Annotated in this window: 21 protein-coding genes and 1 tRNA gene; 15 read left to right on the top strand and 7 right to left on the bottom strand. The window is 55.0% G+C overall.

Annotated elements, in window-relative coordinates; genetic code table 11:
• Positions 1–55: 55 nt before the first annotated feature.
• Genes B2952_RS08400 through B2952_RS08385 form a run of 4 tightly spaced genes read right to left on the bottom strand, consistent with a single transcriptional unit; the run spans position 56 to position 7103 of the window.
• Positions 56–3808: an SNF2-related protein gene (locus tag B2952_RS08400; RefSeq protein WP_290734438.1), complete on the bottom strand. Its 3753-nt coding sequence runs from the start codon at positions 3806–3808 to the stop codon at positions 56–58.
• A 42-nt stretch (positions 3809–3850) separates the two neighbouring features.
• On the bottom strand, positions 3851–5827 hold the full coding sequence (gene lnt / locus B2952_RS08395) for an apolipoprotein N-acyltransferase (protein WP_290734440.1): 1977 nt from the start codon (positions 5825–5827) through the stop codon (positions 3851–3853).
• A gap of 33 nt (positions 5828–5860) precedes the next feature.
• Positions 5861–6544, bottom strand: a complete 684-nt coding sequence (rsmI, locus tag B2952_RS08390) for a 16S rRNA (cytidine(1402)-2'-O)-methyltransferase (protein WP_097036602.1) — start codon at positions 6542–6544, stop codon at positions 5861–5863.
• Position 6545: 1 nt separating this feature from the next.
• Entirely contained in the window at positions 6546–7103 is a 558-nt protein-coding gene (locus B2952_RS08385) for a hypothetical protein (protein ID WP_290728835.1), read from the bottom strand.
• 101 nt (positions 7104–7204) lie between these two features.
• Here B2952_RS08385 and B2952_RS08380 point away from each other — a divergent pair, with 101 nt between their 5' ends.
• Positions 7205–7924, top strand: a complete 720-nt coding sequence (locus tag B2952_RS08380; RefSeq protein ID WP_290734442.1) for a UDP-2,3-diacylglucosamine diphosphatase — start codon at positions 7205–7207, stop codon at positions 7922–7924.
• A gap of 7 nt (positions 7925–7931) precedes the next feature.
• Here the strand turns inward: B2952_RS08380 and B2952_RS08375 are convergent, their stop codons facing one another.
• From B2952_RS08375 to B2952_RS08365, 3 genes are all read right to left on the bottom strand, one after another.
• Positions 7932–8372 (bottom strand): hypothetical protein, encoded by a 441-nt coding sequence (locus B2952_RS08375; protein ID WP_173365192.1) that lies wholly within the window; start codon positions 8370–8372, stop codon positions 7932–7934.
• Positions 8373–8389: 17 nt separating this feature from the next.
• A complete protein-coding gene (locus B2952_RS08370) occupies positions 8390–9085 on the bottom strand; it encodes a hypothetical protein (RefSeq protein WP_173365191.1) in 696 nt (231 codons plus the stop codon).
• Between the two features lie 211 nt (positions 9086–9296).
• Positions 9297–10079: an alpha/beta hydrolase gene (locus tag B2952_RS08365; protein WP_290734444.1), complete on the bottom strand. Its 783-nt coding sequence runs from the start codon at positions 10077–10079 to the stop codon at positions 9297–9299.
• A gap of 247 nt (positions 10080–10326) precedes the next feature.
• Here B2952_RS08365 and B2952_RS08360 point away from each other — a divergent pair, with 247 nt between their 5' ends.
• The 14 genes from B2952_RS08360 (at position 10327) to B2952_RS08295 (ending at position 25231) form a co-directional block, all read left to right on the top strand.
• Complete coding sequence (locus tag B2952_RS08360) at positions 10327–11184, top strand: TIGR02147 family protein (protein ID WP_290728829.1); 858 nt, start codon at positions 10327–10329, stop codon at positions 11182–11184.
• Entirely contained in the window at positions 11181–12572 is a 1392-nt protein-coding gene (locus B2952_RS08355; protein ID WP_290727029.1) for a carboxypeptidase regulatory-like domain-containing protein, read from the top strand. Before B2952_RS08360 ends, B2952_RS08355 begins: the two co-directional genes overlap by 4 nt.
• A 53-nt stretch (positions 12573–12625) precedes the next feature.
• Positions 12626–12696, top strand: a tRNA-Gln gene (locus B2952_RS08350).
• Positions 12697–12734: 38 nt separating this feature from the next.
• Positions 12735–13496: an RNA methyltransferase gene (locus tag B2952_RS08345; protein WP_290734446.1), complete on the top strand. Its 762-nt coding sequence runs from the start codon at positions 12735–12737 to the stop codon at positions 13494–13496.
• A gap of 28 nt (positions 13497–13524) precedes the next feature.
• A complete protein-coding gene (locus tag B2952_RS08340; protein ID WP_290734448.1) occupies positions 13525–15048 on the top strand; it encodes a hypothetical protein in 1524 nt (507 codons plus the stop codon).
• Positions 14996–15646, top strand: coding sequence for a DUF1007 family protein (locus B2952_RS08335; protein ID WP_349678379.1), 651 nt, complete (start codon positions 14996–14998; stop codon positions 15644–15646). Before B2952_RS08340 ends, B2952_RS08335 begins: the two co-directional genes overlap by 53 nt.
• A 52-nt stretch (positions 15647–15698) precedes the next feature.
• Complete coding sequence (locus tag B2952_RS08330; RefSeq protein ID WP_290734450.1) at positions 15699–17837, top strand: FISUMP domain-containing protein; 2139 nt, start codon at positions 15699–15701, stop codon at positions 17835–17837.
• A 67-nt stretch (positions 17838–17904) separates the two neighbouring features.
• Positions 17905–18708, top strand: coding sequence for a hypothetical protein (locus tag B2952_RS08325; protein WP_290734452.1), 804 nt, complete (start codon positions 17905–17907; stop codon positions 18706–18708).
• A 9-nt stretch (positions 18709–18717) separates the two neighbouring features.
• The gene (locus B2952_RS08320; RefSeq protein WP_290781583.1) at positions 18718–20247 is read left to right on the top strand and encodes a PCMD domain-containing protein; all 1530 of its coding nucleotides are present in this window, start codon (positions 18718–18720) and stop codon (positions 20245–20247) included.
• Between the two features lie 9 nt (positions 20248–20256).
• Entirely contained in the window at positions 20257–21981 is a 1725-nt protein-coding gene (locus B2952_RS08315) for a PCMD domain-containing protein (RefSeq protein WP_290734456.1), read from the top strand.
• 54 nt (positions 21982–22035) lie between these two features.
• Complete coding sequence (locus B2952_RS08310; protein WP_290734458.1) at positions 22036–22686, top strand: DUF3575 domain-containing protein; 651 nt, start codon at positions 22036–22038, stop codon at positions 22684–22686.
• Between the two features lie 41 nt (positions 22687–22727).
• On the top strand, positions 22728–23051 hold the full coding sequence (trxA, locus tag B2952_RS08305) for a thioredoxin (RefSeq protein ID WP_072808313.1): 324 nt from the start codon (positions 22728–22730) through the stop codon (positions 23049–23051).
• 4 nt (positions 23052–23055) lie between these two features.
• The gene (hisF, locus tag B2952_RS08300) at positions 23056–23847 is read left to right on the top strand and encodes an imidazole glycerol phosphate synthase subunit HisF (protein ID WP_173365178.1); all 792 of its coding nucleotides are present in this window, start codon (positions 23056–23058) and stop codon (positions 23845–23847) included.
• Position 23848: 1 nt separating this feature from the next.
• The gene (locus tag B2952_RS08295) at positions 23849–25231 is read left to right on the top strand and encodes a TldD/PmbA family protein (RefSeq protein WP_290728809.1); all 1383 of its coding nucleotides are present in this window, start codon (positions 23849–23851) and stop codon (positions 25229–25231) included.

Raw genomic sequence — 25231 nt, 5'->3', positions numbered from 1 at the left:
AATGATTAAAAAGGGTCGCCCTCGGCGGCCTTTTGCGTTAAGTGCTGAAGGCTTGCTAGACGAGCGTGTTGTCGAGGCCGAAGACTTCGCCGAGCTGCTTGTCGTCCATGTCGGCGAGCCAGGTTTCGCCTGCACTTACGGTCATGTTCGCGATGGATTTCTTTGTCTCGAGAAGCGCGTTGATTTTTTCTTCGAACGTTCCCTTGGTGATGAACCTGTGGACCTGCACGTTGCGCGTCTGCCCGATACGGAAGGCGCGGTCGGTGGCCTGCGCTTCGATGGCGGGGTTCCACCACAAATCGTAATGGATGACCTGCGATGCGGCGGTGAGGTTGAGGCCCGTTCCGCCCGCCTTGAGCGAGAGGATGAGCACCTTGCATTCGGGGTTCTTCTGGAAGTCCTCGATCATGGAGGAGCGCTGCGTCTGCGTGCAGCCGCCGTGGTAGAAGTGCGTGCGGAGCCCGAGTTCCTCGGTGATGGTCTTTTCGAGCAGGAATCCCATTTCGGCGAACTGCGTGAAGATGAGCGTCTTTTCGCCTTGTTCCTGGATGGAGGTGAGCAGGTCGAGGAGCATCTGCATTTTGCCGGAGGAAAGGGCCGGCGTCGCTTCGGCGGGTTCAGCAACCTTCTCTTGCGATGCGGCTGCGGCTCCCTTCAGGAATGTCGCGGGGTGGTTGCATATTTGCTTGAGGGCGAGAATCATCTGCAATATGATTCCCTTGCGCTTGAATAGCGCGTGCGCGTCGTTCGCCTTCTCGCTCAGCGCCTGCTCCATCTCGAGTTCCTGCATAAAGTGCTCGAGCGTCTTCTGGTACAGCGCCGCCTGCGGCTTGGTGAGTTCGGCGTATTCGTCCTGGATAATCTTGTCGGGCAGGTCGCTGATGATGCTCTTGTCGGTCTTGAGGCGGCGCAGCATGAAGGGTGCTGTAATCTTCCGGAACGTTTCCGCCACCTTCTCGTTGCCCATTTTCTGGATGGGCGTCTCGAACTTTTCGCGGAATTCGGCGGCGCTCGGGAAGAACCCGCGGTTTGCGAAGTCCATGATGGTCCAGAATTCCATGAGGCGGTTCTCGACGGGGGTGCCGCTCATCGCGATTTTCATGGGGGCGCGCATCCGGCGCAACAGCCTGCTCTGCTCGCTGTCCGCATTCTTGATGTTCTGCGCCTCGTCGATGACGATGACCTGCCACGGGCGTTCGTTCAGTTCGTCGAAGTCCTTGCGGAAGGTGGCGTAGGTCGTGAGCAGCACATCGGCGTGGAACTTCTCGAGGTCGCGGCTTCCGCCGTGGTAGGCGAAGAACGTGAGTTCTGGCGCGAATTTCTTGATTTCGACCTGCCAGTTGCACAGCAGGCCCGCGGGCATCACCACGAGCGCCTTCTTTTCGGCGAGCTTGCCTTCTTCGTGCATCTTGAGGAGGAACGCGATGACCTGGAGGGTCTTTCCGAGGCCCATGTCGTCGGCGAGGATGCAGCCGAAACCGATTTCGAGGTTCTTGTACATCCACGAGTAGCCACGCACCTGGTAGGGGCGCATGGTCGCGTTCAGGTGCTTGGGGAGGGCGACTTCGGTTTCGCTGCGCCAGGAATCGAACTGCTGCTTGAATTCGCCCGCCATGTCGACCGGGATGCCGTCGCATTCTCCGGTGAAGCACGCCTGCACGAGTTTCGCCTGCGTGATGACTGGTTCGTCGTCCGCGCTTTCGCCGTTCGCGCCTTCCGTACCTGCGGCGGAACCCGCGCTGTCCTTACCCGCAGAGCCTTCCGCACCCGCATCGGGGCCTTTCGCGCCTTTCGCGCGGCCTTCAATCTGCTCGCGGATGCGTTGCAGGTCCTCGGCGCTCACCTCTACATACTGCGACTTGTATTTCAGAAGCCCATCCGCGTTTTCGGCAAGTTCCAGGAATTCTTCCGCCGACACGTTCTCGTCGCCAATCGCCACTTCCCAGTCAAAATCGAGCAGGTCGTTCGCGGTAAACGCGCCAAAACTCATGCTCCCTTGCAGGCGAATCTTGGGCTTGGGCTTGCCCACGTTCATCAGGTTCTTCGGAATTTCGGTCTTGATGCCGAAAATTTCGAGCTTCTTGAGGCAATCCTGTAAAAACTGGAGCAGTACGGCTCCCTGCATCATGATGGGGGAGGCCGCACGGTTCTCGATGTAGGAGCCCATCGGCTTGAAAGAATCCGCGATGCCGTTCAGGATGTTCAAAATCGAGAGCAGGCGCGCGTCGTTCTCTTCGAATAAAGTAGAAAGGGGTGAGAGTTTGTCCGTATTGATAACGAAAACTTCGAGTGCGACCTGCTCGCCGCTCTCGTAGCACTTGAATAGCAGTTGCGTGCGGAAGTCTAGGCTCGAATAGACGGAAAACCACTTCTGGATGCCCGCCGGTACGGAGAGCATGTTGCCCGCAAGCCTGCCCGAGACGCACGTGAAGAAGAACGATAGCAGGTTCCCGTGGTTTGTCTTGAGCGCGGGCTTGTACGTGTGCGCGAACCGCAGCAGCTGCGAAATAAACAGCGAGAGCACCTGTTCCGCGGGTTCCGCCATTTCCACGAAATCCTCTTCGCGGGCGGTAAATGCGAACTTTTGCGGGGCGGCCGCCTCGAGGTCCGCGACAATCCCGAGGATATCGGGCAGCATTTCGGCGGGGAGCCAGCGCACCTGCGCGACATCCTTGTGCGTCCAGAAGACCTGCGGGTATATGGCGCCCGTGCGTACCAGGTGGAACGCCACCTTCAGTAGCAAGAACAGGTAGCATGCCGTGTAGTGGTGCCAGGAGAGGTTGCGGCCCCCGAGCCAGCTCACGGCTCCCATCACCTGGGGCACGCTGAGGCCTGTCTCGATGACGTTCCCTCCTTCGTTCAGGTGGTCGAAATGCCAGCGCCAGCCGTTCTTGTGGTAGATGCGCAGGGCCTCGTTCTCGGCGATAAACGTCTTGGAGTTGTTTACGCGGTAGTGCTCCAGGAACTGGTCGAAGTTCTCGTAGTTTGCGAAGAATTTGCGGCAGCCTTCCAGCTCGTCGGTAAAGCTCTTGCGGAAGTTCCCGGCGGGGCAGAACTTGGGGTAGTTCGGCAGCATGGCGGGCAGTATGCGCGAGTAGTCCTTCCAGGAATCGAAATCGAATTGCGGCAGTATCTGCCGGGGCGTGTGGGTAACGGAACCCTGCGAGCCTGCAAACAGGCTGTCGCTGGAATCCTCGGCGAAGTCGAGCCGGTTGTCTACCGCCTGTTCGAAAATCTTGCTCTTGCCGCCCAGGGCGCGCACGATTTTCTGTTCCTGCGGGGCTTCGAGGTTCGCTTCCAGCGTGTGGTGCTCGCGGTAGGCTTCCAGGTCGAGCCCGTGCAGCTTGAACAGCAGGTTGGGGCTCGAATCGGCCTGCTCGGCAATCTTCACGAAAGTCGCCACGATGTACTTGCAGGGCACGGGGTCGCGGCAGTCGCAGCCCATCTTCACGTCGGCGATGCTGTCGAAAAGCGTGAGCCCGCTCTTTGCGAGCAGAAGTTCGAGCGGCAGGTTCATTGCCCCGTTCTTGAGTGCGAGCATTTCGGCGGGCTGCTGCATCAGCAGGTTCATGAACACATCGGCCTTCTCGTCCTTGAACTTCGGGAACACGATGTAGTTGTTGTGGAGCCCGCCGTTCGGGCCCTTCACTACGGAAATCACGCGGTTGTCGATGATGTCGATGCTCGTTACCTGCCCGCGTTCCATGAACTTTAGCCCCTGCTTCACGGCCTGCTCGTCGGCCGATTCCAGGAGCGTGTCGAGCCACTTGCGGCTCCACCAGGTATTTACGCGTGTTCCAAAATCCATCGCGCCAAATATAGCAAAAAATTGCTCATTTGTGCATAGATTTTACGCTGCTTTGCAAGCGGGTGCGGGGCGTCTGTTGATGGTGGCAATGCCGAAGCATGCCAGCACATAGATGGCGAAGAACCACAGGAGGGCGGTCTCTACGCTGTCGCCGTAGTGCTGGTAGGGCGTGTCGCGGGTTTTGAGCTGCATCTTGCGCGAGACTACGCGGTCGGTAAAGATTTCGGTGTTCTTGTCGTAATGCCCGTACTGGTCGATAAACGCCGTGACGCCGCTGTTCGCAAGCCTTGCGGTGGGCATGCCGTTCTCGATGGCGCGGTAACGCACGAGGTTCAGGTGCTGGTAGGGAGCGGTGCTCCTGCCGAACCAGCCGTCATTCGTAATGTTCACCATCAGGCGTGAACCCGCGTTGATTGCCTCGCGCACGAGGTCGCCGAAGATGGCGTCGTAGCAGATGAAGGGCGTCCACTTGTATGGTTCGTATACGGGAGTCTCTTTGCCGGGAACGAAATCGCCTTCGCCCAGGTCCACGTAGTTGAGGATGGGGAAGATGTCGTCGAAGGGAATGCGTTCGCTGAATGGCACCAGGTGCTTCTTGATGTAGCGTTGGTACGAATGGAAATTGTCGGGAGTGAACAGGAATGACGCGTTGTAGATGTCGTATTTGCGCGGATTGTCCGGCTCGTTACGGTGGAAGTCGAGTGCACCCGTGAGAATGCTTGCCTTGTGGCGTTCCGCGAGCTTGTGGAGTTCCCTGATGGTCGCGGGCTGCCTGCGGATATGGTCGGGGACGGCGGTCTCGGCGAGGATGATGAGGTTTGTTCCCTTCTGCACGCTGTCGTTCACCATGCCAAATGTCTTTGCGGTAATGGAATCGAACCGAGCCTTGCTCCATTTTTCTCCCTGCTCGATGCTCGGCTGGATCATCGCCATCAGGGGCGTTTCGGGGGCTTCTGCGCCGTAGAAGGGCTGCGCCTCGGGCTTGCTGAGCACCACGTTCCCGTGAACCAGGAGGGCGGCGTATACCAGCGCGGGCACGGCCAGCGGGAGCTTTGCGAGAACGAATTTTGTGCGGTTGCCGCCTGCGGGCATTTTCCACGGGCTTTCGATGGCCTTCGCGACCATCATGTTCGACGCGATGATGAGGGCCGTGTACCCGAAGATGCCGATGACGGAGAGCGCCTGCAGGGATTCGAGCGTGTTGCCGAAAACGTACCCGAGGTGGCTCCACGGGAAGGCGAAATCCCCGCGTGTGCGCGTCATCTCGAGACCCGCGTAGAATATGGGGTAGAGCGCGAGTAGCCAGGCGCGGCCACCGAACTTGATGTTCTTTGCGAGCGTGTAGATGAACGCGGCGAACACGCTGTACGCGCTGAAGAATGCGATGAGCAGGAACACACCGAGGCAGATTAGGCCGGAGGGCGCGGAATCCACGTTCATCACGTTGTAAATCCAGTAGTAGTTCACCGTGTTGTAAATCATTCCCGACCAGAACGTCGCGAATATTGCGGTGTTCCTGTTGTAGCGGTCAAGCACGATGAACCAGGGCACGAGAAGCAGGAGGGCGGCGGGCCCGAGCGGGAGAGGCGGGAAGGCGAATGCGAAAAGCCCCCAGGCGATGCCGCTTAGGAGAAGCGCCCTGCGGGAATCGAACTCGCGGATGCGGGCCACGTTCCAGCGGGCGAAAAGCACGAGCCAGAAGATAAACAGCGGGAGGGCGAGGGTCGCTATCTGGTACAGGCCCGCATGTCCTGTGCCGGCATTGTCCCCGAGGGTGTAGTCGAGGGCGAGGAAAACGAACTGCAATATGCCGTAGGTGTATATGTGGCGGCGGAAGTTCTTGCGGGCCTCGCGCGTAAAGAGGAATCCGAGCGCGATGGCGAGCGGCGCGAAGTGCACGGGGTTCGAGTATAACCCCGGTTCGTTGGGCCGGAGCGCGAACGCGACAAGTTCCGCTACAAAAAGAGCTGCAAAATAAATCCAGTAAATTTTCGGGAGCGAGCTAACCCGCAATTTCAATTGGTTCAAAAAATCTGCCATCTATCGTCTAACCTACAGTCCGCTCTTGTCCTTCGGGTTGAATATCAGCACGAATTCGCCCTTGGGCGGGTGCGCCTTGAAGTGCGCCGTAATCTCGGCCGGCGTGCCGATGAGGTGCTCTTCGAACTTCTTGGTGAGCTCGCGCATCAACGCAATCTTGATTTCGCCGAAAACCTGGCCGATTTCCTCGACGAACTTGTCGATATTGTGCGGGCTCGCGTAAAAAATCTGCGTCGCCTCTTCGTCCTTCAGCTTTTCGAGCAGGTGGATGCGCTGGGCGCTCTTCTTGGGCGAAAAGTACTGGAACGTGAAGTGGTCTGTGGGCATGCCGCTCGAAACAAGCGCGGTAATCATCGCGCAGGGCCCTGGAACCGCACGCACGTCGATGCCTTCACGTACGCACTGCCGCACCAGATTGAATGCGGGGTCGGCGACGCCCGGCGTTCCCGCGTCGCTCACGAGCGCGATATCGCCCTCGTTTTTCAGAAATTCCACGTACTTCGGGGTCACCTTCTCCTTGTTGAAGTCGTGGTAGGCTTCCATCGGGGTGCTTATCCCGTAGTTGTCGAACAGGATGCGCGTGTGTCGCGTGTCCTCGGCGAGCACGAGCGGGACTTCCTTGAGGATCCGCACGGCGCGGTAGGTGATGTCTTCCATGTTCCCGATGGGGGTCGCGACAATATAGAGAGTGTGCATGCTAAAAGTCCTGCGCGGAATTGAGGTCGGTGTTCCTTCCGAGTTGCGTTTCGTACCGGATGCGCTCCAGCAGCTTGCGGTGCATCTCCTGCGAGGCATCGTTCACGAGGTCGGCCCGGAACTTGCCGTACCAGAAGGCGTCCACGTGTTCGCTTTCTTCGAGTTCCGCCTTGAAGGTGAGGGAGCCGTTGCAAAAAATGCGCACGTCCATCCTGTAGGTCCACGTTTCTTTCACGGGGGCAATCGGCCAGAACGGCACGAATGCGAGACCCACGTTCCAGGCGCTTGGCTGTTCGTCCTGCGAGACGCTTGCATTGATGTGGGCTACCCCGCGGCAGCTTTCCATCGGGTAGCTAAGCGTGTCTATTACCCGCGTGTAGGCGCGCTGCAGGTTCGTATCGAGGTAGAGCGTGTCCCCGCCGTATGCAATCGTGATGGGCTCGAAGAACGGGATAGTCTTCGGGTATTCCTGCAGGTCGTATTTCGTGAGGCTCATCGAGCACCCCACAATGAGCGCACAACCTGCAATGGCCAGCGATTTTGCTACGGAAAATTTCATTACCTTAAATATAATTCTTTTGTTCACCTACTGCCAACTAAGTTCAGCGCTCTGCCAACTAAGTTCTGCGCTCTGCCAACTAATTACTATATTCTTCTACAATGGAATCCTGTGCCTACTTCATATCCGATGCCCACCTGGGGGTAAACCCTCCGGGAGCGTTGCCCGACCGCGAGAAGATGCTCGTGGACTTCCTCGCCTCCATCAAGGGCAAGGCGTCGCACCTGGTAGTCGTGGGCGACCTGTTCGAGTTCTGGTACGAGTACAGCGACTACGTGAACAAGAACCACATGGAACTCTTCTTCACGCTCCGTGAACTTGTCCAGGCGGGCTGCGAGGTGCATATCTTGCGCGGGAACCACGACTTTGCCTACGGGGATTTCTTCCCGAAGGCGCTGGGTGTTCAGGTCCACAGGAGCCTTGTCCTTGAAATCCAGGGCAAGCGCGTTTATTTCCATCACGGCGATGGTGTCGCGAAATCCGATTTCGGTTACCGCATCATGCGGCGCGTGCTCGACTTCCCGCTGAACCGCTGGCTTTTCAAACAAATTCACCCGGATTGGGGCATGGCGCTCGCGCGTTTTGTGGGCCGCAACAGTCGGAAAATCGGCGAGTCCCGTAAAATCAACCTCCAGGAATACCTGGGTTGGGGCAAGTCCATCCTCAAGCGCAATAATTGCGACTTCTGCGTCCACGGCCACCACCATATCGCGGGCGTTTGGGATGTCGAGGGCGGCGTGGTCGCCTCTCCCGGGGAATGGATATGGAAACGCACCTTCCTCCAGATGGAAGAAGGTGCGTTGAAACTTCAGGAATGGTAGCGATTCGCTATTCGCCGACGCCTTCGCCGTGCGATTCAGACGCCTTGATCATCTTCTTGCTCTTGTTTTCGCCCCACAGTGCTCCGATGACATCGGTCTCCGAGAAATTTTCCCAGATCTGGTCGACCCAGCACCAGTGGTGGATGGTGTCGCCACGATCCACAATGACACCTTCTTCGTTGACCCAGTTCTTTTTGACATCGAACGTCATGGGAGAACCCTTGGTCTCGCCGAACTCGGTCTTGACGACTGCAGGTTCGATGGTCCAGGATTTCCCATCGGTCATCTTGTAGAAGGCAACGTTCATGACGAGCACGATAACTACCGTAATCGCAAGGAAAATCCACATTTTCTTCGTCGCGAAGAGGATGCCGATCAACAGGATGATTATGGCGAGGATGCCGAAATTGTAGTGAACGCTGTAAAATGCCTTGAGAACGTCAATCATGGCTACCGCCTAGTTGTTTACTTTTTTGCCTTTGCCGCTTTTTCAAGGGCCTTCTGTTCGGCGACGAGAGCCGCAACGCTGAAGGTGACGACCTTGCCGTCGATTTTGCATTCGGTGCGGAAGCTCTTCTTCGGAAGCGCAATCCCGTGAGAGGAGAGCGTGCCCATGAAGGAGGCATTCGCATGGCTTGCAATAGTGCGGACGTTGATGAAGCCCTTCTTGCTGAAGGTGAGCTTGAAGGTCTTCTTCGCCATGTCGTATTCGGCGATCATGGTGTCGTTCTTGGCCGTTTCGACGGCAGTGCTCGTGCGCTTGTCAAAAATGATGGTGCCGCGGGAGTCGATGGAGAGCATCGGGATGCCGACGGAATTGCGGCAGGCGATGATTTCCCATGCGCCCTTCTTTTTGGCGGGGGCCTTGCCCGTGAATACAAACTTGTTGCCTTCTCTGACCATGGTGTAGCTTCCGGTGACAATCTGGAAGCCGGTGGCGTTCATGGCACCCTTGAAGTAGAGAAGGTAGCCGGCACCGTTCGGCATGAAGCGGAAGGATGTGGGCTTGAGTGTCTTGCTCGGGGTCACGGCGATGCGCTTGCCGACGACATCGATTTCAAGATCCGCATACGGATTCTTGTCGAGCTTGAGTTCCTTGACAGCTTCGTTGGAGAAGCGGATGAATCCGCGGATGTCCATTTTGACGTTGATAGAGTCCATTATACACCTCTTATTTTATTTGATTATTTCTTCACCCCATATAAAAGATAAACAAAATAAGGGGCTTTTGTCAAGCGGTTGTTCAAAAAAGCGGAATGTGAGGTATTTCACTTTCTTGTATTTTTGCATGAAAACTATTTTGCACATTACGTTGTTTCATTAAATAACGTTTCCTATAAAAACCCTTATAAAATAAGGGACTGGAGGCGTTTTAATACGATTGAGTAATCCAGTAGAGGAGGATTTCTGCGAAGCTTTTTTCGCCTCTTTCCAAGGAGTTTAGACCGCCGAAACGGCTTTTGAACGTGTGATTTGCATCACGGCTAAAACTGCGGTCCAGAAGGATTGTGGTGCGCTTCCCGAACTTTTCTAGCTTCTCTGTCGGCATTTTTACATTGGCACGCACCAAAAACTTCGGATAGAGAAAGCGGTATTTTGCCCCGATAGCGTCGGCAATGCTCATGGCGGGGTCGATAAGGAGCAGGTTCCCGTTCCCGTTGAACTGTTCGGCGGCTAGAATGGCTCCGGTTCCACGTCCTGCAAGGAATTCTGGAGATTTACCGCCGATTTGTGCTGCGCATTCGGCGATGTCCTTCGCGTCGGCCTCGAATGCCTCCTGCGAGGGCGTTCCTTTGTTCGAACCGCTGCCCCTGTAGTTGAATGCGGCGAGCGAGAACCCTTTTTGACCTTGGGCCTCGGCGAGGAACTGCGCTGCATCCTCGTTTGCGTCGGGGTAATAGAGCAGTAAGGGTGCGACCGAATTGCCGATGGTCCAGCCTTCGAGCGCAATTCCGTCCTTGGTGGTGCAGGTGATGGATTTAGCGCTGTTTGCGATGGCCTCTCGCGCTTCCTTGTGCGTGATGGCTCTCGGGAAGGCGTTCCGGCGTTCGGTAAGCGCGAGGTAGAAAACCATGCTCACGTAGATGACGGCGAGGATTCCCACAAGACGTAAAATGCGGAATGCGATTCCGGTAGCGCTCTTCTTGATGTCCATGCGCGCAAATATAGAAATAAGGGGGCGAAAAAAAGGACCTTCGCTAGGAGTATCAGCGAAGGTCCGAGGGATGGGATTGGGTGTTCCCCAAATATATCCAAATTTTTTGGCAAAGGGTATAGGTGGAATACGAAAAGTGTTCTCGAAGTGTTCTTTTTTACCCAAAATTTGACAAATATCGCAAATTTTATCAAAAATCGTAAAAAGGGGGTGTTCCCGAGAAAATAAAAAATTATTTTTGTAAGCAATGAACGTCTACGCCTACTACAATTACAGGAAGTACCTGCAGGACTATTACGAGTACCGTAAGTCCGTCCAGCGCTACTTCTCGTACCGGTCCTTCGCGAAGAAGGCGGGCTACTCGTCGTCCGGACTCTATCTCGACCTCATCCGTGGCCGCAAGTCGCTCACCCCGCAGATGTTGCCCAAGTTTATCAAGGCGCTCGGCCTGAACGAACGCGAAAGCCGCTATTTTACCCTGATGGTGGATTTTACGCACGCGACGACTCCGGCGTCCAAGCAGCAGATCTTCGACCAGATGTCGGCACTTTTGCCCCGCACTGTCAAGACGCTCACCCGGAACCAGCAGGAATACTATAGCAAGTGGTACTACGTGGCTGTCCGCGAGGCGCTTTCGGTATTGAACATCAACGAGAAGAACATTCAGGAGGTGGCGCTCTTCCTGAATCCTAAAATTTCGCTCCCGCAGGCGAAGCAGGCCGTACAGCTCCTGCTCGACCTCGGGCTTATCGAGATTGCCGAGGACGGTTTCTACCGTTCCGTGAACAAGACCATATCGAGCGGCCGCGAAATCGCCCCGCTTTTCGGTCACCAGTTCCAGAAACAGATGATTGACCTTGCGAAAAACGCTCTTGACCATTATAGCACCGAACGCAGAAATGTATCTTGTACTACGATGAGTGTCTCGGCCGAGGGCCTGGAGCGCATCATCAACAAGATAGACGTGTTCCGCAAGGAAATCTTGGATATTGTACGGTCGGATAGTGGTGAATCCATGGTGTGTGAGTTGAATGTTCAGTTTTTCCCCCTCAGCAAGGAGAGGGAACCTTCGAAGTCCGTGGAGGACGTGGAGGACGCAACATGAAGAACTTTTTGAAGATTGCCTTCGCTTCGGCGGTTGCTCTTTGCGCCTGCTCCGATGGGGATAAGGTTGCCGGCACGGCGACCGATACCGAGAACATGATAACGGCGGAAGTTTCGGGCTCTGTTGTCCGGACGGACGGCTCGTATGCGAAGAATGCCGTGGTCCGCATGGCGCGTATCTACGATGAATCTGAAAATCTTTCCGTTCCAGAATTTGTCGAAGTCCGGACGGATACGGCGGGCGTGTTCGCGTTCGATTCCGCTATCGCCGACACGTTCCAGCTTGCTGTCGTGGACGAGGATGCAGAAGAAATCTCCTACATGCCGCGCGTAACGGCGGCGTCCAAGGAAGATTTCGAAAAGATTAAGCTCGAAAAGGCGGCCGTGTTCGGCGGAGTGCTTTTCTACGAGGAAGTGACCGAGCCTGCGGTGCCGGTCGGGTCGCACTTTATGGTGTACATGCCCGGCATGCCGTTCACGCAGAGCGTGTTCGCGGGAGATTCCTTCTCCATGATGATCCCTGCCGGCACGTGGTGGTTCGGGTTCTGCCCGGGCGACCCGCAGATCGTGGCTAAGCTCAAGGATTCGGGCGTTGCCGACAGCCTCATCTACCGCGTGTGGAACATGGATTCTGTCGAGGTCGAACCTGGCGATACGCTCCTTACGGGGCCGTTCCTCTGGAGCACCGAGTCCGAAGTGGATTCCCTGATGAACCAGCCGGAAGAACAAACGCCCGTTTCGCGCATTTCCGGCCGTGTAGCCTGCAAGAATGCTAAGGAGTGTGCCGGAGTGGAGGTCATGGCGATTACGGATCTCTTCGGCTTTGGCTTTGCAGGGGATGTCTCCGAATTTGTCGCCGAGACCACGACCGACAGTCTGGGACGCTGGTGGCTGCCGGTCCCGTCCGAAATTCCCGCCGACAGCTTCCGCGTGGAGTTCCGCGCGGTGGGCAAGGTGCCGGGGATGGGGCTCAGCCGCTACGTGATGAAGTCGGAAGTCGAGGACCTGGAAGACACCTTGGACCTTGGTACGGTCGAACTTTCCAAGCCGTCGGGACTCAACAGCCGGATAGCCCTGGTTATCGACAAGCAGGATTCCAGCCAGTCGGACAACTGCATGATGAATAGCGTCGTTATCGGAGCGAAGGGAACCGCCCATTTTGTCCGCGCGGTGACGTGCAAGCCTTTGTCCATTGCCGAAATCCCGTCCGGGGAACAGGAACTGGTGCTTTATTCCGGCGATGCGAAGGTCATTTCGACGCTCCAGGATGCCGAAATGGCTTTCGACGAGTATGTGGTGAGCGTTTTTGTGAACCTCCCCGAAGGGGACGTGCTGGAATGGCAGGGAATGACCTATACCCCGCCCGCTTTGCCGAAATCTGTAAAATAATTGAATTTACCCCTTGCACGGCTGAAGAAATTTTTCTAAAGTTGTGCCCACACTGAGCTATGGTGTAATGGTAGCACAACAGATTCTGACTCTGTTTGTCTAGGTTCGAATCCTGGTAGCTCAATAACCTCTCGCCCGAGAGGTTTTTTATTTTTGGTAAAAATGGAGTTCTTCGACTACTTTTCCAATCTTTTCGGCGACCGCTGGCCCGCACTGCTCGAATCCCTGAAGGGGGAGGGAAAGGCCACGGAGCTCCGCTTTGGCGAGAGCCTCGAACCCTACTATCTCGACGAGGCGTCCGTATTCGCGGCCCGCGCCCTCGGGGTGTGTCCCGGAGACAGCGTGCTCGACATGTGCGCCGCTCCCGGCGGAAAGACGCTTGTGCTTGCCTCCATGCTCAAGGGCGAAGGCTTTTTGCAGAGCAATGATCGTTCTCCCGACAGGCGCCTACGGCTTTCGCATGTCATCGAGAATTCGCTCCCCGAGGAGTGGCGCAAGATAGTCTCGGTCTCGGGCTACGATGGCGTGAAGTTCGGGCTCCACCGCAAGGAATCCTACAGCAAGATTTTGCTCGACGCCCCTTGTTCTTCGGACCGCCATGTGCTGAATTCGCCGGAACATCTCAAGGTGTGGTCGGTAAAGCGCGTAAAGCGCCTTGCGGTGGAACAGGGCGGGCTCCTGGCTTCGGCAATCGATGCCCTGAAACCCGGCGGAACGCTCGTGTACGGGACCTGCGCACTTTCGCCCATGGAAAACGACGACGTGGTGAAGCGAATTCTCAAAAAGCGGCCCTCGATGCGTAGCGTGCAGATAGCGGAACTGCCCTCCGGCGCCGACCGTACGGAATTCGGCGTCCACATTTTGCCCGACCGTTGCGAAGGCCGCGGCCCTATTTATTGCGCAAAACTCGAAAAGGCTCTCTAGTTTGGCTTTTTTTATATATCTTTAGACTATGCTGAAACGATTTGCTCCTTTCGTGTTTTTTGTTGTGTCCTTAGCTGCTGCCCTGGCGTTTGCTGCCGAGAGCCCTGCCGCTCCTGTATCTTCTGTGCCGGCCAAAGCCGATACGGCTACGACCCGCGAGGTGCCCGTCCGCTACTTCCTTGTGGGTGATTCCGTGGAACAGGAAGCCATCTTCGTGAAGATTGAGAAGGATACCGTCTACCTGCGTGCCCCGGACGATGCCGCCCAGAAGGTGCTTGAAGAAATCCGCGACGAGGAGGCGGTTGCGCTCCAGGAAAGCAACGGCCAGAAGGTCGAGGAAGAAGACGAGTTCGAGGATGACGACAAGGCCGAACCCGCGAAGCCAGCCGAAATCATTATGACCGACGCCGTGAAGGATTCTTTGGCCGCGAAGTCCGATTCTGCCGCCGCTGCCGATTCCATTGCCGCCGCCGAGGCCGCGAAGGCTGCCGAGATTGCCGCCGATGCCGAAGACGATCTTGAAGCTGCCCTCGAAAAGGAAGAAAAGCGCCTCAAGATGGAAGAAGTCGCGAAGGTCGAGGCCGAAATCCGCGAACGTGAAATCCAGGACAGCCTTGCGAACGTTGTCGAAAACCCCTACATCAAGATTTTCAGGCTTGACCTCAAGCGCCTGTACAACCTCGAAGACAAGGTGATGATTGACCTTTCGCTTTCGAATTACGTGGTCCCGGTTGTCAAGGAAGAAGAGGAGACCATCGAACTTTATCCTGCAGGAAACGCGAACCTGTTCGTGACGTCGAATCCGGAAGCGTGCTCGCTCTTCGTGAACGGCATCCCGCTCCATCAGGTGGCGCCCGATACCATCAAGAATATCAAGCCGGGCAAGTACACCATCTCCGTGATGAGGGTGCTGCGCGACGTGGAATGGTGGGGTACGCAGACGGTAAAGATCAACGCGGACAGCCTGAACAAGGTGGATATCGCCGTGGAGCGCCCGTCGACGAGGCTTACGCTCAATACGAACCCCGAAGCGGTCGAGGTCTATATCGGCGAGGAACCTTCGGTGAACCACATGCCCGACTACGTGACCGACGTGGTGGTGGACGAAATCAAGCCGCAGCCGCAGCTGCAACTGTTTTTCCGCAAGGTGGGTTACCGCGATACGACCATCACGACAGAAGTCAAGGCGTTCATGCCGAACTTCATCAATGTCGAACTCCAGTCTATCGACGATGTCGAGTACATCCAGGGACAGAGGGAATTCAACCAGAAGCGCAGCGACCGCCGCATAGGTAAGGTGTTCCTGCTCAGTTCCATCGCGCCGATTGTCGCGGGTGGCATCCTCTGGTACTTGGCTGAACGCAACTGGGGCGATGCGGCCGACAAGAAGCACGAGTATGATCGTTCCGTGTTCGATAGCGAGAAGGCGCAGCGTCTCATCAAGGACAATCACGACTTGAACAAGCAGGGCGATGTCAAGGGCGGTGTCGCCATAGGGCTTGGGGCGCTCGGAATCGGCCTTCTGGTGGCGGGAGTTGTCTTTGTCTTCTAGTCTTTTTCGCACGGGGCGCCTGTCGGCGCTCCTTCTTTTTTTGGCATTTGCGGTGCTGGCCCATGCGCATCCGCATGTGTTTGCCGATATTACGGTAAAGGCGCTTTTTGATGCGTCCGGTTTTACGGGAGTCGAGAACCGCTGGGTCTACGACGAGATGTATAGCGCCGGGATGATGGCTTCCGCCGACCAGGATAAAGACGGGAAAATTTCGAAAAGCGAAGCGAAGATACTCGAATCCGCAATCCTTGACCCCATCAAGCAGCAAAACTATTTCAACTACGTGCAGGCGGGGACGGACTTCTTGAAGGTTTCCCGCATCAAGAATTTCAAGGCGGAACTGTCGAAAGGAAAACTGGTAATCGATTTTGTCGCGGAGCTTACGAAACCTGTTGCCGCCGACTGGACGATGCTCGTCGTTGTCGTTGCCGATCCGTCGAATTACATCCAGATGACGACGGATATGGAAAATGCGGATGTGCAGTCCCCGGAATCGCTTGAAGTGGAATATTTTGCTGACGGACTTGACGGTTTGTCTCTTTTCAAGGCCTTTCGTTCCGAAATAGAGGGCCTTTATCTGAGATACAAGAAAAAGTAGACCTTTGTCCTTGCCTATTATATATATTTGAATTGTTTGATAGGAGGACTTTATGCGTAATGAACTCGGCAAGTTGCTTTTCCCGGCGCTAATCGGGGGTGCGTTCCTGCTTCTGGCCTGTGATGGAGGTGACGGCCCGTCGAATCCCCGTGATGGTGCTTCTAATGATGAATACAATGCCTTTACGGACAAGCGCGATGGCAACGTCTACCGCGTTGTCGAGGTGGATGGCCGGATGTGGATGGCCGAAAATCTCAGGTACCGGGATGTCAAGGCCGACCCGATTCTCGAGGATAATTCCTGGTGCGCGTCCGGTGACAAAAAGAAATGCGAAAAGGAAGGCTTTCTTTATAGCTGGGCGGCCGTGATGCTCGATTCGTCGTGTGCGAAATCGAAATGCGATGTTGTTTATCCGCACCGTGGAATCTGTCCCGAGGGCTGGCATGTCGCCGAGAATTACGAATGGCAGGAACTGTTCGATTTTGCCGCTGGGCAGGATTCGTTACTTGTGGAGTATCCCGGATTCGACTGGTCGCCTACGGGCATGTACTATGCGGACGAGGACTTGTTGATAGATGATGTCGACTCTTATTACTGGACGTCGTCGGCCAGGGCAAGCAACGAAGCTTTCGTGTGGTTGCTCGAGGATGGCCTTGCGGATTTCTTTCATATTGAAAGCACGAAGGACAATGGCTTTGCGGTCCGCTGTGTTGCCGATTCGGGCGAAGTCAAACTCGACAAGTATGTCGAATTTGAAATACCGGAACGGCCTAGCTCGCATGAGGGGTCGTCTTCTTCAAGAAGGGTATATTCGAGCTCAAGTTCTTTCATGGAACGGTCATCGTCTTCGTACACAATAGATGTATCGTATGTGGCTGAGGGAGGGTTGAACGCATTCACGGACAAGCGCGATGGCAATGTCTACCGCGTCCTTACGGTAGGGCCGCAGATTTGGATGGTGGACAACCTGCGGTACAACGATACGGCGGCGTCCCCGGCTCTCAAGTCTTACAGCTGGTGCATCGGTTCTGGGGATGATTGCGGAAAAGACGGTTATCTGTACGACTTCGCCGCTGTGATGGATGTTCCGGAATGTGCCTATTCTCTCTGCGAAGTTTCCTACCCGCATAGGGGTATCTGCCCGGAAGGCTGGCATGTTCCTTCCAATGATGAATGGGATTTCCTTTTGAAGGAAGCTGTCGCGTTGGGCGTGCCTCTCGATAGCTATCTCGGATTCCCCTCTGCCCCGACCGGTGAACATGGAAGCAAAACCACGATGGACAACTGTGCCCGCTACTGGACGGCGTCACAGGCGAATGCCGAAGCTTCGTACGAATATTACCGCTGTGGCAAAGATTCCAATTTCTATAGCCAAAGCTACCGAAAGTCGTATGGGTATGCGCTCCGTTGCGTTGCCGATTCGGGCGAGGTTAAACTCGACAAGTATATCATACCCACGGATCCCTCGAGCAGTTCGGAAAAGTCGTCATCTTCTTCGCGTCCTCAGTATTCGTGTGACTACTCGTGCTTTTCATCGTCGTCGAACGAAACGCTTGCGGAATCTTCGAGTAGCGAGGGCTATGTGTTCCGCGATGACCTGGAAACCTTCACGGACGAGCGTGATGGTGAAGTTTATCGTGTGGTGGAAATTGGCACGCAGGTCTGGATGGCGGAAAACCTGAGGTACGTCGACAGCACGGAAACGCCCGTCCTCAAGGGTTCCACATTCTGCTGGCAGGATGACCCCGAAAATTGCAAAGTGCGTGGGGCGCTTTACCTGTGGCACGCAGCAATGGGGAAGACAGAGGAAGAATGCGGGTATGAAAAGGATTGCTCGCTCGATAGCCCTGTTCGCGGAATTTGCCCTGCGGGATTCCACGTGCCGACGGATGATGAGTGGCTGCTGCTGCAGTCCGTTGTTGGAATTTATCCCGGGTCAAGAATGTGGGCGGTACCTCGCGGGACGGACGCCTACGGTTTTGGAGCGGTTCCGTCGGGGGAGATGGATGGTCGTGAAGGAAGGGCTTATTCCAGCGGAGAAAACGCCCACTACTGGAGCGCGACATCTTCGAATTCAAGGTCGGCCGTTGACTGGTACCTTCATGTCAATGAATTCAAGGGGCAATCCTTCGATAAACGCATGGGTTATGCAGTCCGTTGCGTCAGGGATGCCGTAAATACGCCAGATTAGTTGAAATTTCTCACAGATAATTTCGAGGCTCTTTCTCATTGCCTTGTAAAAAGGTAAATTTAGGGGTATGAGAAAAGCCGCCTTTGTCGTATTCCTTCTTTTGGCCTTTTTACCCGTGTTTGCCCAGGAGGCGGTTTCGGATTCTGCCCAGGCCGTAGTTCCCGTGCAGACCGAGGAACTAAAGCCTGCAAAGAAATCGGGCCTTCTGGGTGCCCTTTTCCCGGTTGAACCGGACGAATCGATTGCAAAAGGGAATTTTTATGCGGGCGCAACGCTTTCGCTGATTCAGGCGAATACGGAAGACGATGCCTTGAACATTCTTATCGGCGATGTGTATGATGCTTACGGATACACGTTCACGGTAGAGGGCTTCGGGGGCTATTTTATCCGCGATGCGATGGCGCTTGGCTTGCGTGCGGGCTATTCTCGCACTTGGTTCGATGTCGATTTCTCGCTTCTGGAAGACCTGATGGACGTGAAGGAGCGCCGCAAGTATGTGAGCAACGGCTTCTTTGTGCAACCGCTTTTGAAAAATTACCTGAAGGTGCTGGATTCGCGCATTTTCTACCTCTTCAACGAGACTTCCGTTTTGGTGGAGTATTCCTACGGAATCTCGCAGACGGATGACGGCGAAGACCTGAAGAAAACCCGCAATACGGGCTGGTCCATCGAAGCGGGTATAAATCCGGGCATCTGCATCATGGTGTTGAACCGCATTGCTTTTGAAACATCGGTGGGACTTCTGGGGCTTAGCTCAAGCATCATCGATGTGGAAGAAAATGACGAAACAAAGAGCCGTGTCGTATATAATGTCGTCAATTTTACAATCAACCTCCTGGCGCTCAAGTTCTCGCTGGTGACGTTCTTCTAGGAGGTTCCAATGCGGTTTGCTTTTCAATGGAAGAAATTGCTGGGTGTGGGCTTTTTGTGCTCTTTTGCCTTTTTGCTGCACGCTTGCGCGGAGGAACCGGAAGTTCCTGTTGCAGCGCCTGATATGTCCGAACTCTTTGAAGATGTAGACGATGCCAAAATCGACATCGAGTCGCACTTGATTGTGCTTCCCGATGGGCTAAATTCGTTTACGGTCGATAATATTGCGGCCCTTGGCGGCAGCAAGTGCTATCTCGCGCTCGACGACGATCCGGTAGATCCCGAAATTGACTGGGACAATCCCGTAAATACAGGTACAGAACTTGAACTTGATGACGAGGGGCTCCGGATAGTCGTCCTTGATGATGCGAACCGTGTCGTTGCGGTCTGGACGATAAGATTGCCTGAAAGAAAATCCTCGAGTAGTGTAAAGGCGAAGTCGAGTTCTTCAAGTGAAAAATCTTCGTCATCGGCAAAAAGTTCTTCTAGTGAGGAATCGAGCTCGTCGGAGGAAGAGTCGTCGTCCAGCGAGATGCCTGAATCCAGTTCTGCCGAGGAATCGTCGAGCAGTGAAATGCCGGAGTCTAGTTCCAGCGAGGCGGTGAAACTTTCGGAGCTTTCTGTCGCTAAGGGAACAGTGACGGTGAAAGATTCGCTCGTGTATGTGGAAGTGCCCTACGGAACGGACATCTCGAAGGTGAATCTTTTGCCGCTCGATACGGTGAACGACTTGCGGCACAGGGTAACGATGGAATTTGCGGATGATTCCGGGAAAGTTGCAACCTACAGCGTGGTTGCCGGAGTGCAGCTGCCCGGTTCCGACTTTAGCGCCCGCAACGACTTCTGGGCTACAACGAGCGATGCAATGGCGACGAAGACATCGTCTGCCGCCATAAAGGTTTCTTCGAAGGCGAATCTTGAATTCGATGGCGGTATGGCGACTGTTACGACCCGCGAAGTGGAAGGCTCATTCCTGTTTATTGATGGAAGCTGGAAGATGGCGGGCGGTTTCTACTTTAGCGGGGAATACGCAGGCGAGACGGCGCTGGATATTTATGAGCAGGGCTCTGAGGGAGGTACACCTTCGACTGGCGATTCTTACATTGCAAAAGACATGAGTTTCGGTAAGCCCTTTACTGCGCGTCCGGTTGCCTTCGAATTGAGGTATTCTTACCATCATGAGACTGGAAAATCTTCGGATTACCCTCAGAAGAGCCTCGTTTACGTGATGCTCGTGGGGAAGAACGGCAAGGTCGTGGCTACGGGGGCGTTCTCGGACGAAGCGAACGTGGATATGAAAAACCGTACGGTGAATCTTTCTTACGGCAAGGATCCGTTCGGGCTGCTTTCGGGCGAATATCCTGTCGCGGAAGGCCTTTCGCTTGGCAAGGGTGACGAGGATGTGGTCGCGATTCATGTGATGTTCGCTTCTTCCGCATACGCTCATGTCGTGAGTGGCGGGACGCTGGGCAATGATGACAAGTATCGTGGTGGCGAAAATTCGGCGCTTGTGCTGGATGACTTTAAACTGATATACTAGGAGAAAGGGATGAAAACGTTTAAGAATAGGCTTTCTCTGAAATGGATTTTGACGGCTTTCCTGAGTGCCGTCTTGTTCGGTTGTACCGCCGATTACGACACGTTTGGAACTTCTGATTACCGGAAGATGAACGAGATTGCGTTCGAGGAACAGGATGGCAATGCGACGGTCTATCCCGATGAACATAAGATTATGGTGACTCTCTCCGAGATTCCCGACAGTCTCGATACCTGGGATTCTGTGGCTATTGGCAATCTCGATATAAGCTCCATGGCGACGCTCCATCTCGTCACCAGCAAGTTCAAGGAGTTCCCGCAAGATTCCGCTACTTTGGATTCGCTTTCGCAGGAGGTCTCGTATGCGAAGGAACGCTTGCGCGAAGGCGATAAGATTCGCATTCCTTCGAGCGGGATTGTCTATGTGGTGGTTGTTTCCGAAAGCGGTATTCCCGACTTGTGGCAGATCGCGTTTGAAATTCCCGAAAAGAAGGAATCGGACAAGTCGTCCTCTTCGGCAAAAGGCTCTAGCAAGTCATCGTCTTCGGCAAAAGATTCCGATAAGGATGATTCTTCGAGTAGCGCGAAGAAGGAGACGTCTAGCAGTTCTTCAAAGGGTGGCGATTCTGCAAGCAGTGGAAAGTCTTCGGCGAGTGGCGAGGAACCGGAATCCTCCTCGTCGGTGGAGGTGCCCGCGAATGCCCCGAAACTCCTCAGGTTTATTGCCGGTGTGGGCGAAGTCGAGGGCGAAATCGACCAGGATGCCGGTACGGTTTTCCTGAATATGGATTATGCAATTGATTTGGACTTGCGCGACCTCGAAATCAAGGGTTTGGAACTTTCGGATGGCGCTACGGCAAGTGTTAAGGTGGGCGAGTCCTACGACTTTTCGCGTGGATTGAAGGTGACTCTTTCTAATGACGATGCTGAGCGAACCTACACCGTGAAGGCGGGCTACCAGTATCCGGGCAGCGATTTCAACCACTGGGCGAAGGATGACTTTGGCAACAAGAACGATATCGATGGCTGGGATAATGGCAACAACTCCGCCATTTCGTCGACCAAGACTCTTACTGTGAATGAGGATGAAGAAGTTATCAAGATGGAATCGATAAATGCGACTGTTTTAGGCATAGGCCGCTTTGCGAGTGGCAACATGTTTATCGGCTATTTCAATCCCAAGGGCGTAGGCACGCTCAAGTTGACCAGCTACGACGACGGCAACGAACTCATAGATTTTGGCAGGCCGTTCTACGGTCGCCCGAAGTTTGTGGAATTCGACGTGAAGTACGAGGGCAAGAAGGATTCCTGTGACCTCTACGTGATTCTCGAACACCGCAGCCGCACGAGCAACGAGGGCAAGAACCAGTACCGCACGTCCAGCGACGTGAACACGATGGTGGCCTCTGCATGGTACCGCGCGACGACGGTCGAGAGCGAGGATGACCCGGATGTGGTCTCCATTACCGATGCCGGACGCGATGGCTACAAGACTATCCGCCTTGCGCTCAAGTATGGCCCCCCCCTAGAAGGGTCGCCGATTTTCAATTCTAGCGCTTTTAACAAGAACCTCAAGAATTCCGCCGGAATCGACAACCATATGGTGCAGACGGAAACCCCGGATGACTTTGACGTGACGCATATCCGCGTTGTCGTGGCATCCAGTGCGCTCGGAAATCTCTACAAGGGGACTGTCGGGGCTACTCTCTGGGTTGACGAGATGCGCTTGTTCTATTAATTTATTACTATATTTGATAGAAATTTAATCATTCTTTACTAGAAGGAGATCAAAATGTTCAAACGAATCATTGTCACTTCCCTCCTTGTCGCTGTTCTCGCGAATGCCCAGGACGATTATAGCTATGGGGATTCTGCCGAAAATAGCGCCACGCAGTCTAGCCAGGAAGCCCAGCCGGCTGCTTCGGCTCCGTCGGACGACTACTCCATGTCCGTGTCCATTCACCCGATATCGATGGCTATTTTCTCTCTTATTGGAATGCCTTCGATTATTGCGACGGTCGAAAATAATCTTGGCGCCCACTTGTCCCTGGTGTCCCGTCCGGAATTGATGTGGCTGGACGTTTCGGATAAAGACGAATCGATCAGCATGTTCTTGGTTGGCCTCTATGAAGGTGTCAGGTACTATTTTAGAGAAGGACATCGTGGTTGGTACGTCTCCCCGCAGATTGGCTATGAACATGTTTCGATGGAGTACACTTACAAATATGATCATGACGATGACAAGGAGGCTGCCGTGAATGCGTTTGTCTTTGTTGTTTATGGCGGTTATAAGTATACGAGCGGGCGCTTCGTCATGGCCATGGATGTCGGTATGGGTTATACGGTAATGTCGGGTTCTGCCAGCGATGCTCAAGATGCCGAGGAAATTGCCGGAAACGGTTTTGGTTTCGATCTGAACTTCTCCATGGGCTTTGCTTTCTAGCCTAGAATTTTCTATTTTTATCCACAAAAACGGAGATTTTTATGCCGGCAATACATTTGACTGCTGAAAATTTTGACAAGGCCATTTCTTCTGGTCAGCTTGTTTTTGTGGATTTCTGGGCAACCTGGTGCCGTCCGTGCATGATGATGGGGCCCATTATCGATGAACTTGCCGACGAATACAACGGCAAGGCCATTATCGCAAAGATGGACGTGGACAGCGATGGCGCGAAGGACATTTGCGCCCGCTTCGGCATCACGAACATCCCGAACATGAAGCTGTTCAAGAACGGCGTAGAAGTAGGAAACGTGGTGGGTGCCGTGCCCAAGGCGACCGTCAAGGCCGTCATCGACAGGAACCTGTAGTTCCATGTTGACAAAACGTCTGATTGTTTGCCTCGATGTCCGCAACCGCAAGGTGACGAAGGGCGTCAAGTTCAAGGGCAATATCGATATCGGCGACCCTGTGGAAATGGGGGCGCAGTATAGTGCCGATGGCGTGGACGAGCTCGTTTTTTACGATATTACAGCGAGCGCCGAGAACCGCCCGTGCGACATGGAAATGATACGCCAGATTGCTAAGCGCGTGTTTATTCCGTTTGCCGTAGGTGGCGGAATCCGCAACCTCGACGACATGCACGAGGCCCTGCTCGCAGGTGCCGAGAAGGTGAGCGTGAACAGCCTTGCCGTGCTGCATCCCGAAATCATAGCCGACGGCGCGAAGGCGTTTGGTCGCCAGTGCGTGGTGCTCGGCATGGACGCGAAGTTCGTGGGTGTTTCGGACAAGTTCAAAAGCGGCTACGAGGTGTATATCCGTGGCGGTCGCCAGGCGATGGGCATCGATGCTGTCGAGTGGGCGAAAAAGGCTGAAGATTTGGGCGTAGGCGAAATCTGCCTGAACGCCATTGATACCGACGGCGTGCGCAACGGCTACGAACTCAACATCACCGACCAGGTGGCGCGAGCCGTGCAGGTGCCTGTAATTGCGAGCGGTGGCGCTGGTACTCCGGCGCATATCGTGGACTTGTTCCGCAAGACTTCTGCCGATGCGGCGCTGGTTGCTTCGATGGTTCACTTCGGCGACTACACGGTTCCTGGAATCAAGAAGGAAATGCTTGCGGCGGGAATCCCCGTGCGCAAGAAGATGAACGGCGAGGTTTAAAGTGAATCCGTCAGTCGCTGTCAAAATTTTCGAGGCGGGCAAGGCTGCCGGTGCCGACTTTGTCGAAATTTTCGAAGAAGAAACCCGCAGTTCCTCTCTCGGGCTCAAGGATCGCCATATAGAGACTGCAACGGCAGGGACAGAATACGGTATCGGCATTCGCCTCTTGTACGGGACCGAGGTCCTTTACGGCTTTACGAGCGATGATAGCGAAGATGCTTTGGTCAAATTGGTGCAGACGCTTGCTTTTGGACGCATCGCCGGCATGTCGGCGAAACCTGTAGAATTTGCACCTCGGAAGCGCGTGGCGGATTTCAATGCGGATGCGTTCCGCGATCCTCGCGTGCTTGGGCAGGCGGTCAAGCAAGATTTTCTTTTCCGTGCCGACAAGGCTGCTCGTGAAATTTCGGACAAGGTAGTCCAGGTGGGCGCTTCGGTAACGGATTCCTGTTCCATGATAACGCTCATGAACAGCGAGGGCTTGAATCTCGTTCTGGATCGTTCTCGTCTCCGTGTGAACGTAACGGTCACGGCGACGGATGGAACCGAGAGATTGACGACGCACGAAGCTCCGGGCGCACTTGGCGGCTACGAACTTCTCGATAATTACTCTCCGGAGGAATTGGCGACTGTCTGTGCCGAACGCGTCGTGCGTATGCTCGATGCAGGCTACATTGCAGGCGGTCAGATGCCCGTGGTGATGGGTAACGGCTTTGGTGGTGTAATTTTCCACGAGGCGTGCGGCCATCCGCTCGAAACGGAAGCGGTGCGTCGTGGTGCTAGTCCCTTCTGTGGTAAACTCGGTGAGGCTATTGGCCAACCGTGCCTTACAGCCATTGACGACGGCACGCTCGATGGCGTGTGGGGAAGTCTCAAGTTCGATGACGAAGGGATGCCCACGCAGCGCACGACTCTTATCGAGAATGGTATTTTGAAAACTTACATGAGCGACCGCGTGGGCGCTGCCGAAGTGGGGATTGCCCGCACGGGGTCTGCGCGTCGCGAAAGCTACAAGTATGCGCCCGTGAGCCGCATGCGAAACACGTTTATCGCACCTGGCAAGGATACGCTCGATTCCATGATTGCGAGCGTCGACAATGGTCTCTATGCAGCTCGCATGGCAGGCGGCTCCGTGAACCCTGCGACGGGCGAGTTCAATTTCGCGGTCGACGAAGGCTATGTCATCCGCAATGGCAAGATTTGCGAACCTGTGCGCGGGGCTGCTCTCATCGGCAAGGGGCACGAAATCATGCCGCGCATCAGCATGGTCGGGAGTGACTGGGAATTGGCTGCGGGAGTCTGCGGAGCCTCTTCGGGACATGTGCCCGTGACCGTGGGACAGCCGAGCATTAAGGTCGATCAGATTCTCGTCGGCGGCCGCTAG

Origin of the sequence: Fibrobacter sp. UBA7003, from assembly GCA_002449765.1 — a bacterium.
Lineage (GTDB): Bacteria > Fibrobacterota > Fibrobacteria > Fibrobacterales > Fibrobacteraceae > Fibrobacter.
The sequence above is the reverse complement of the archived record's forward strand: the minus strand, read 5'-3'. Positions and strand labels throughout refer to the sequence as shown.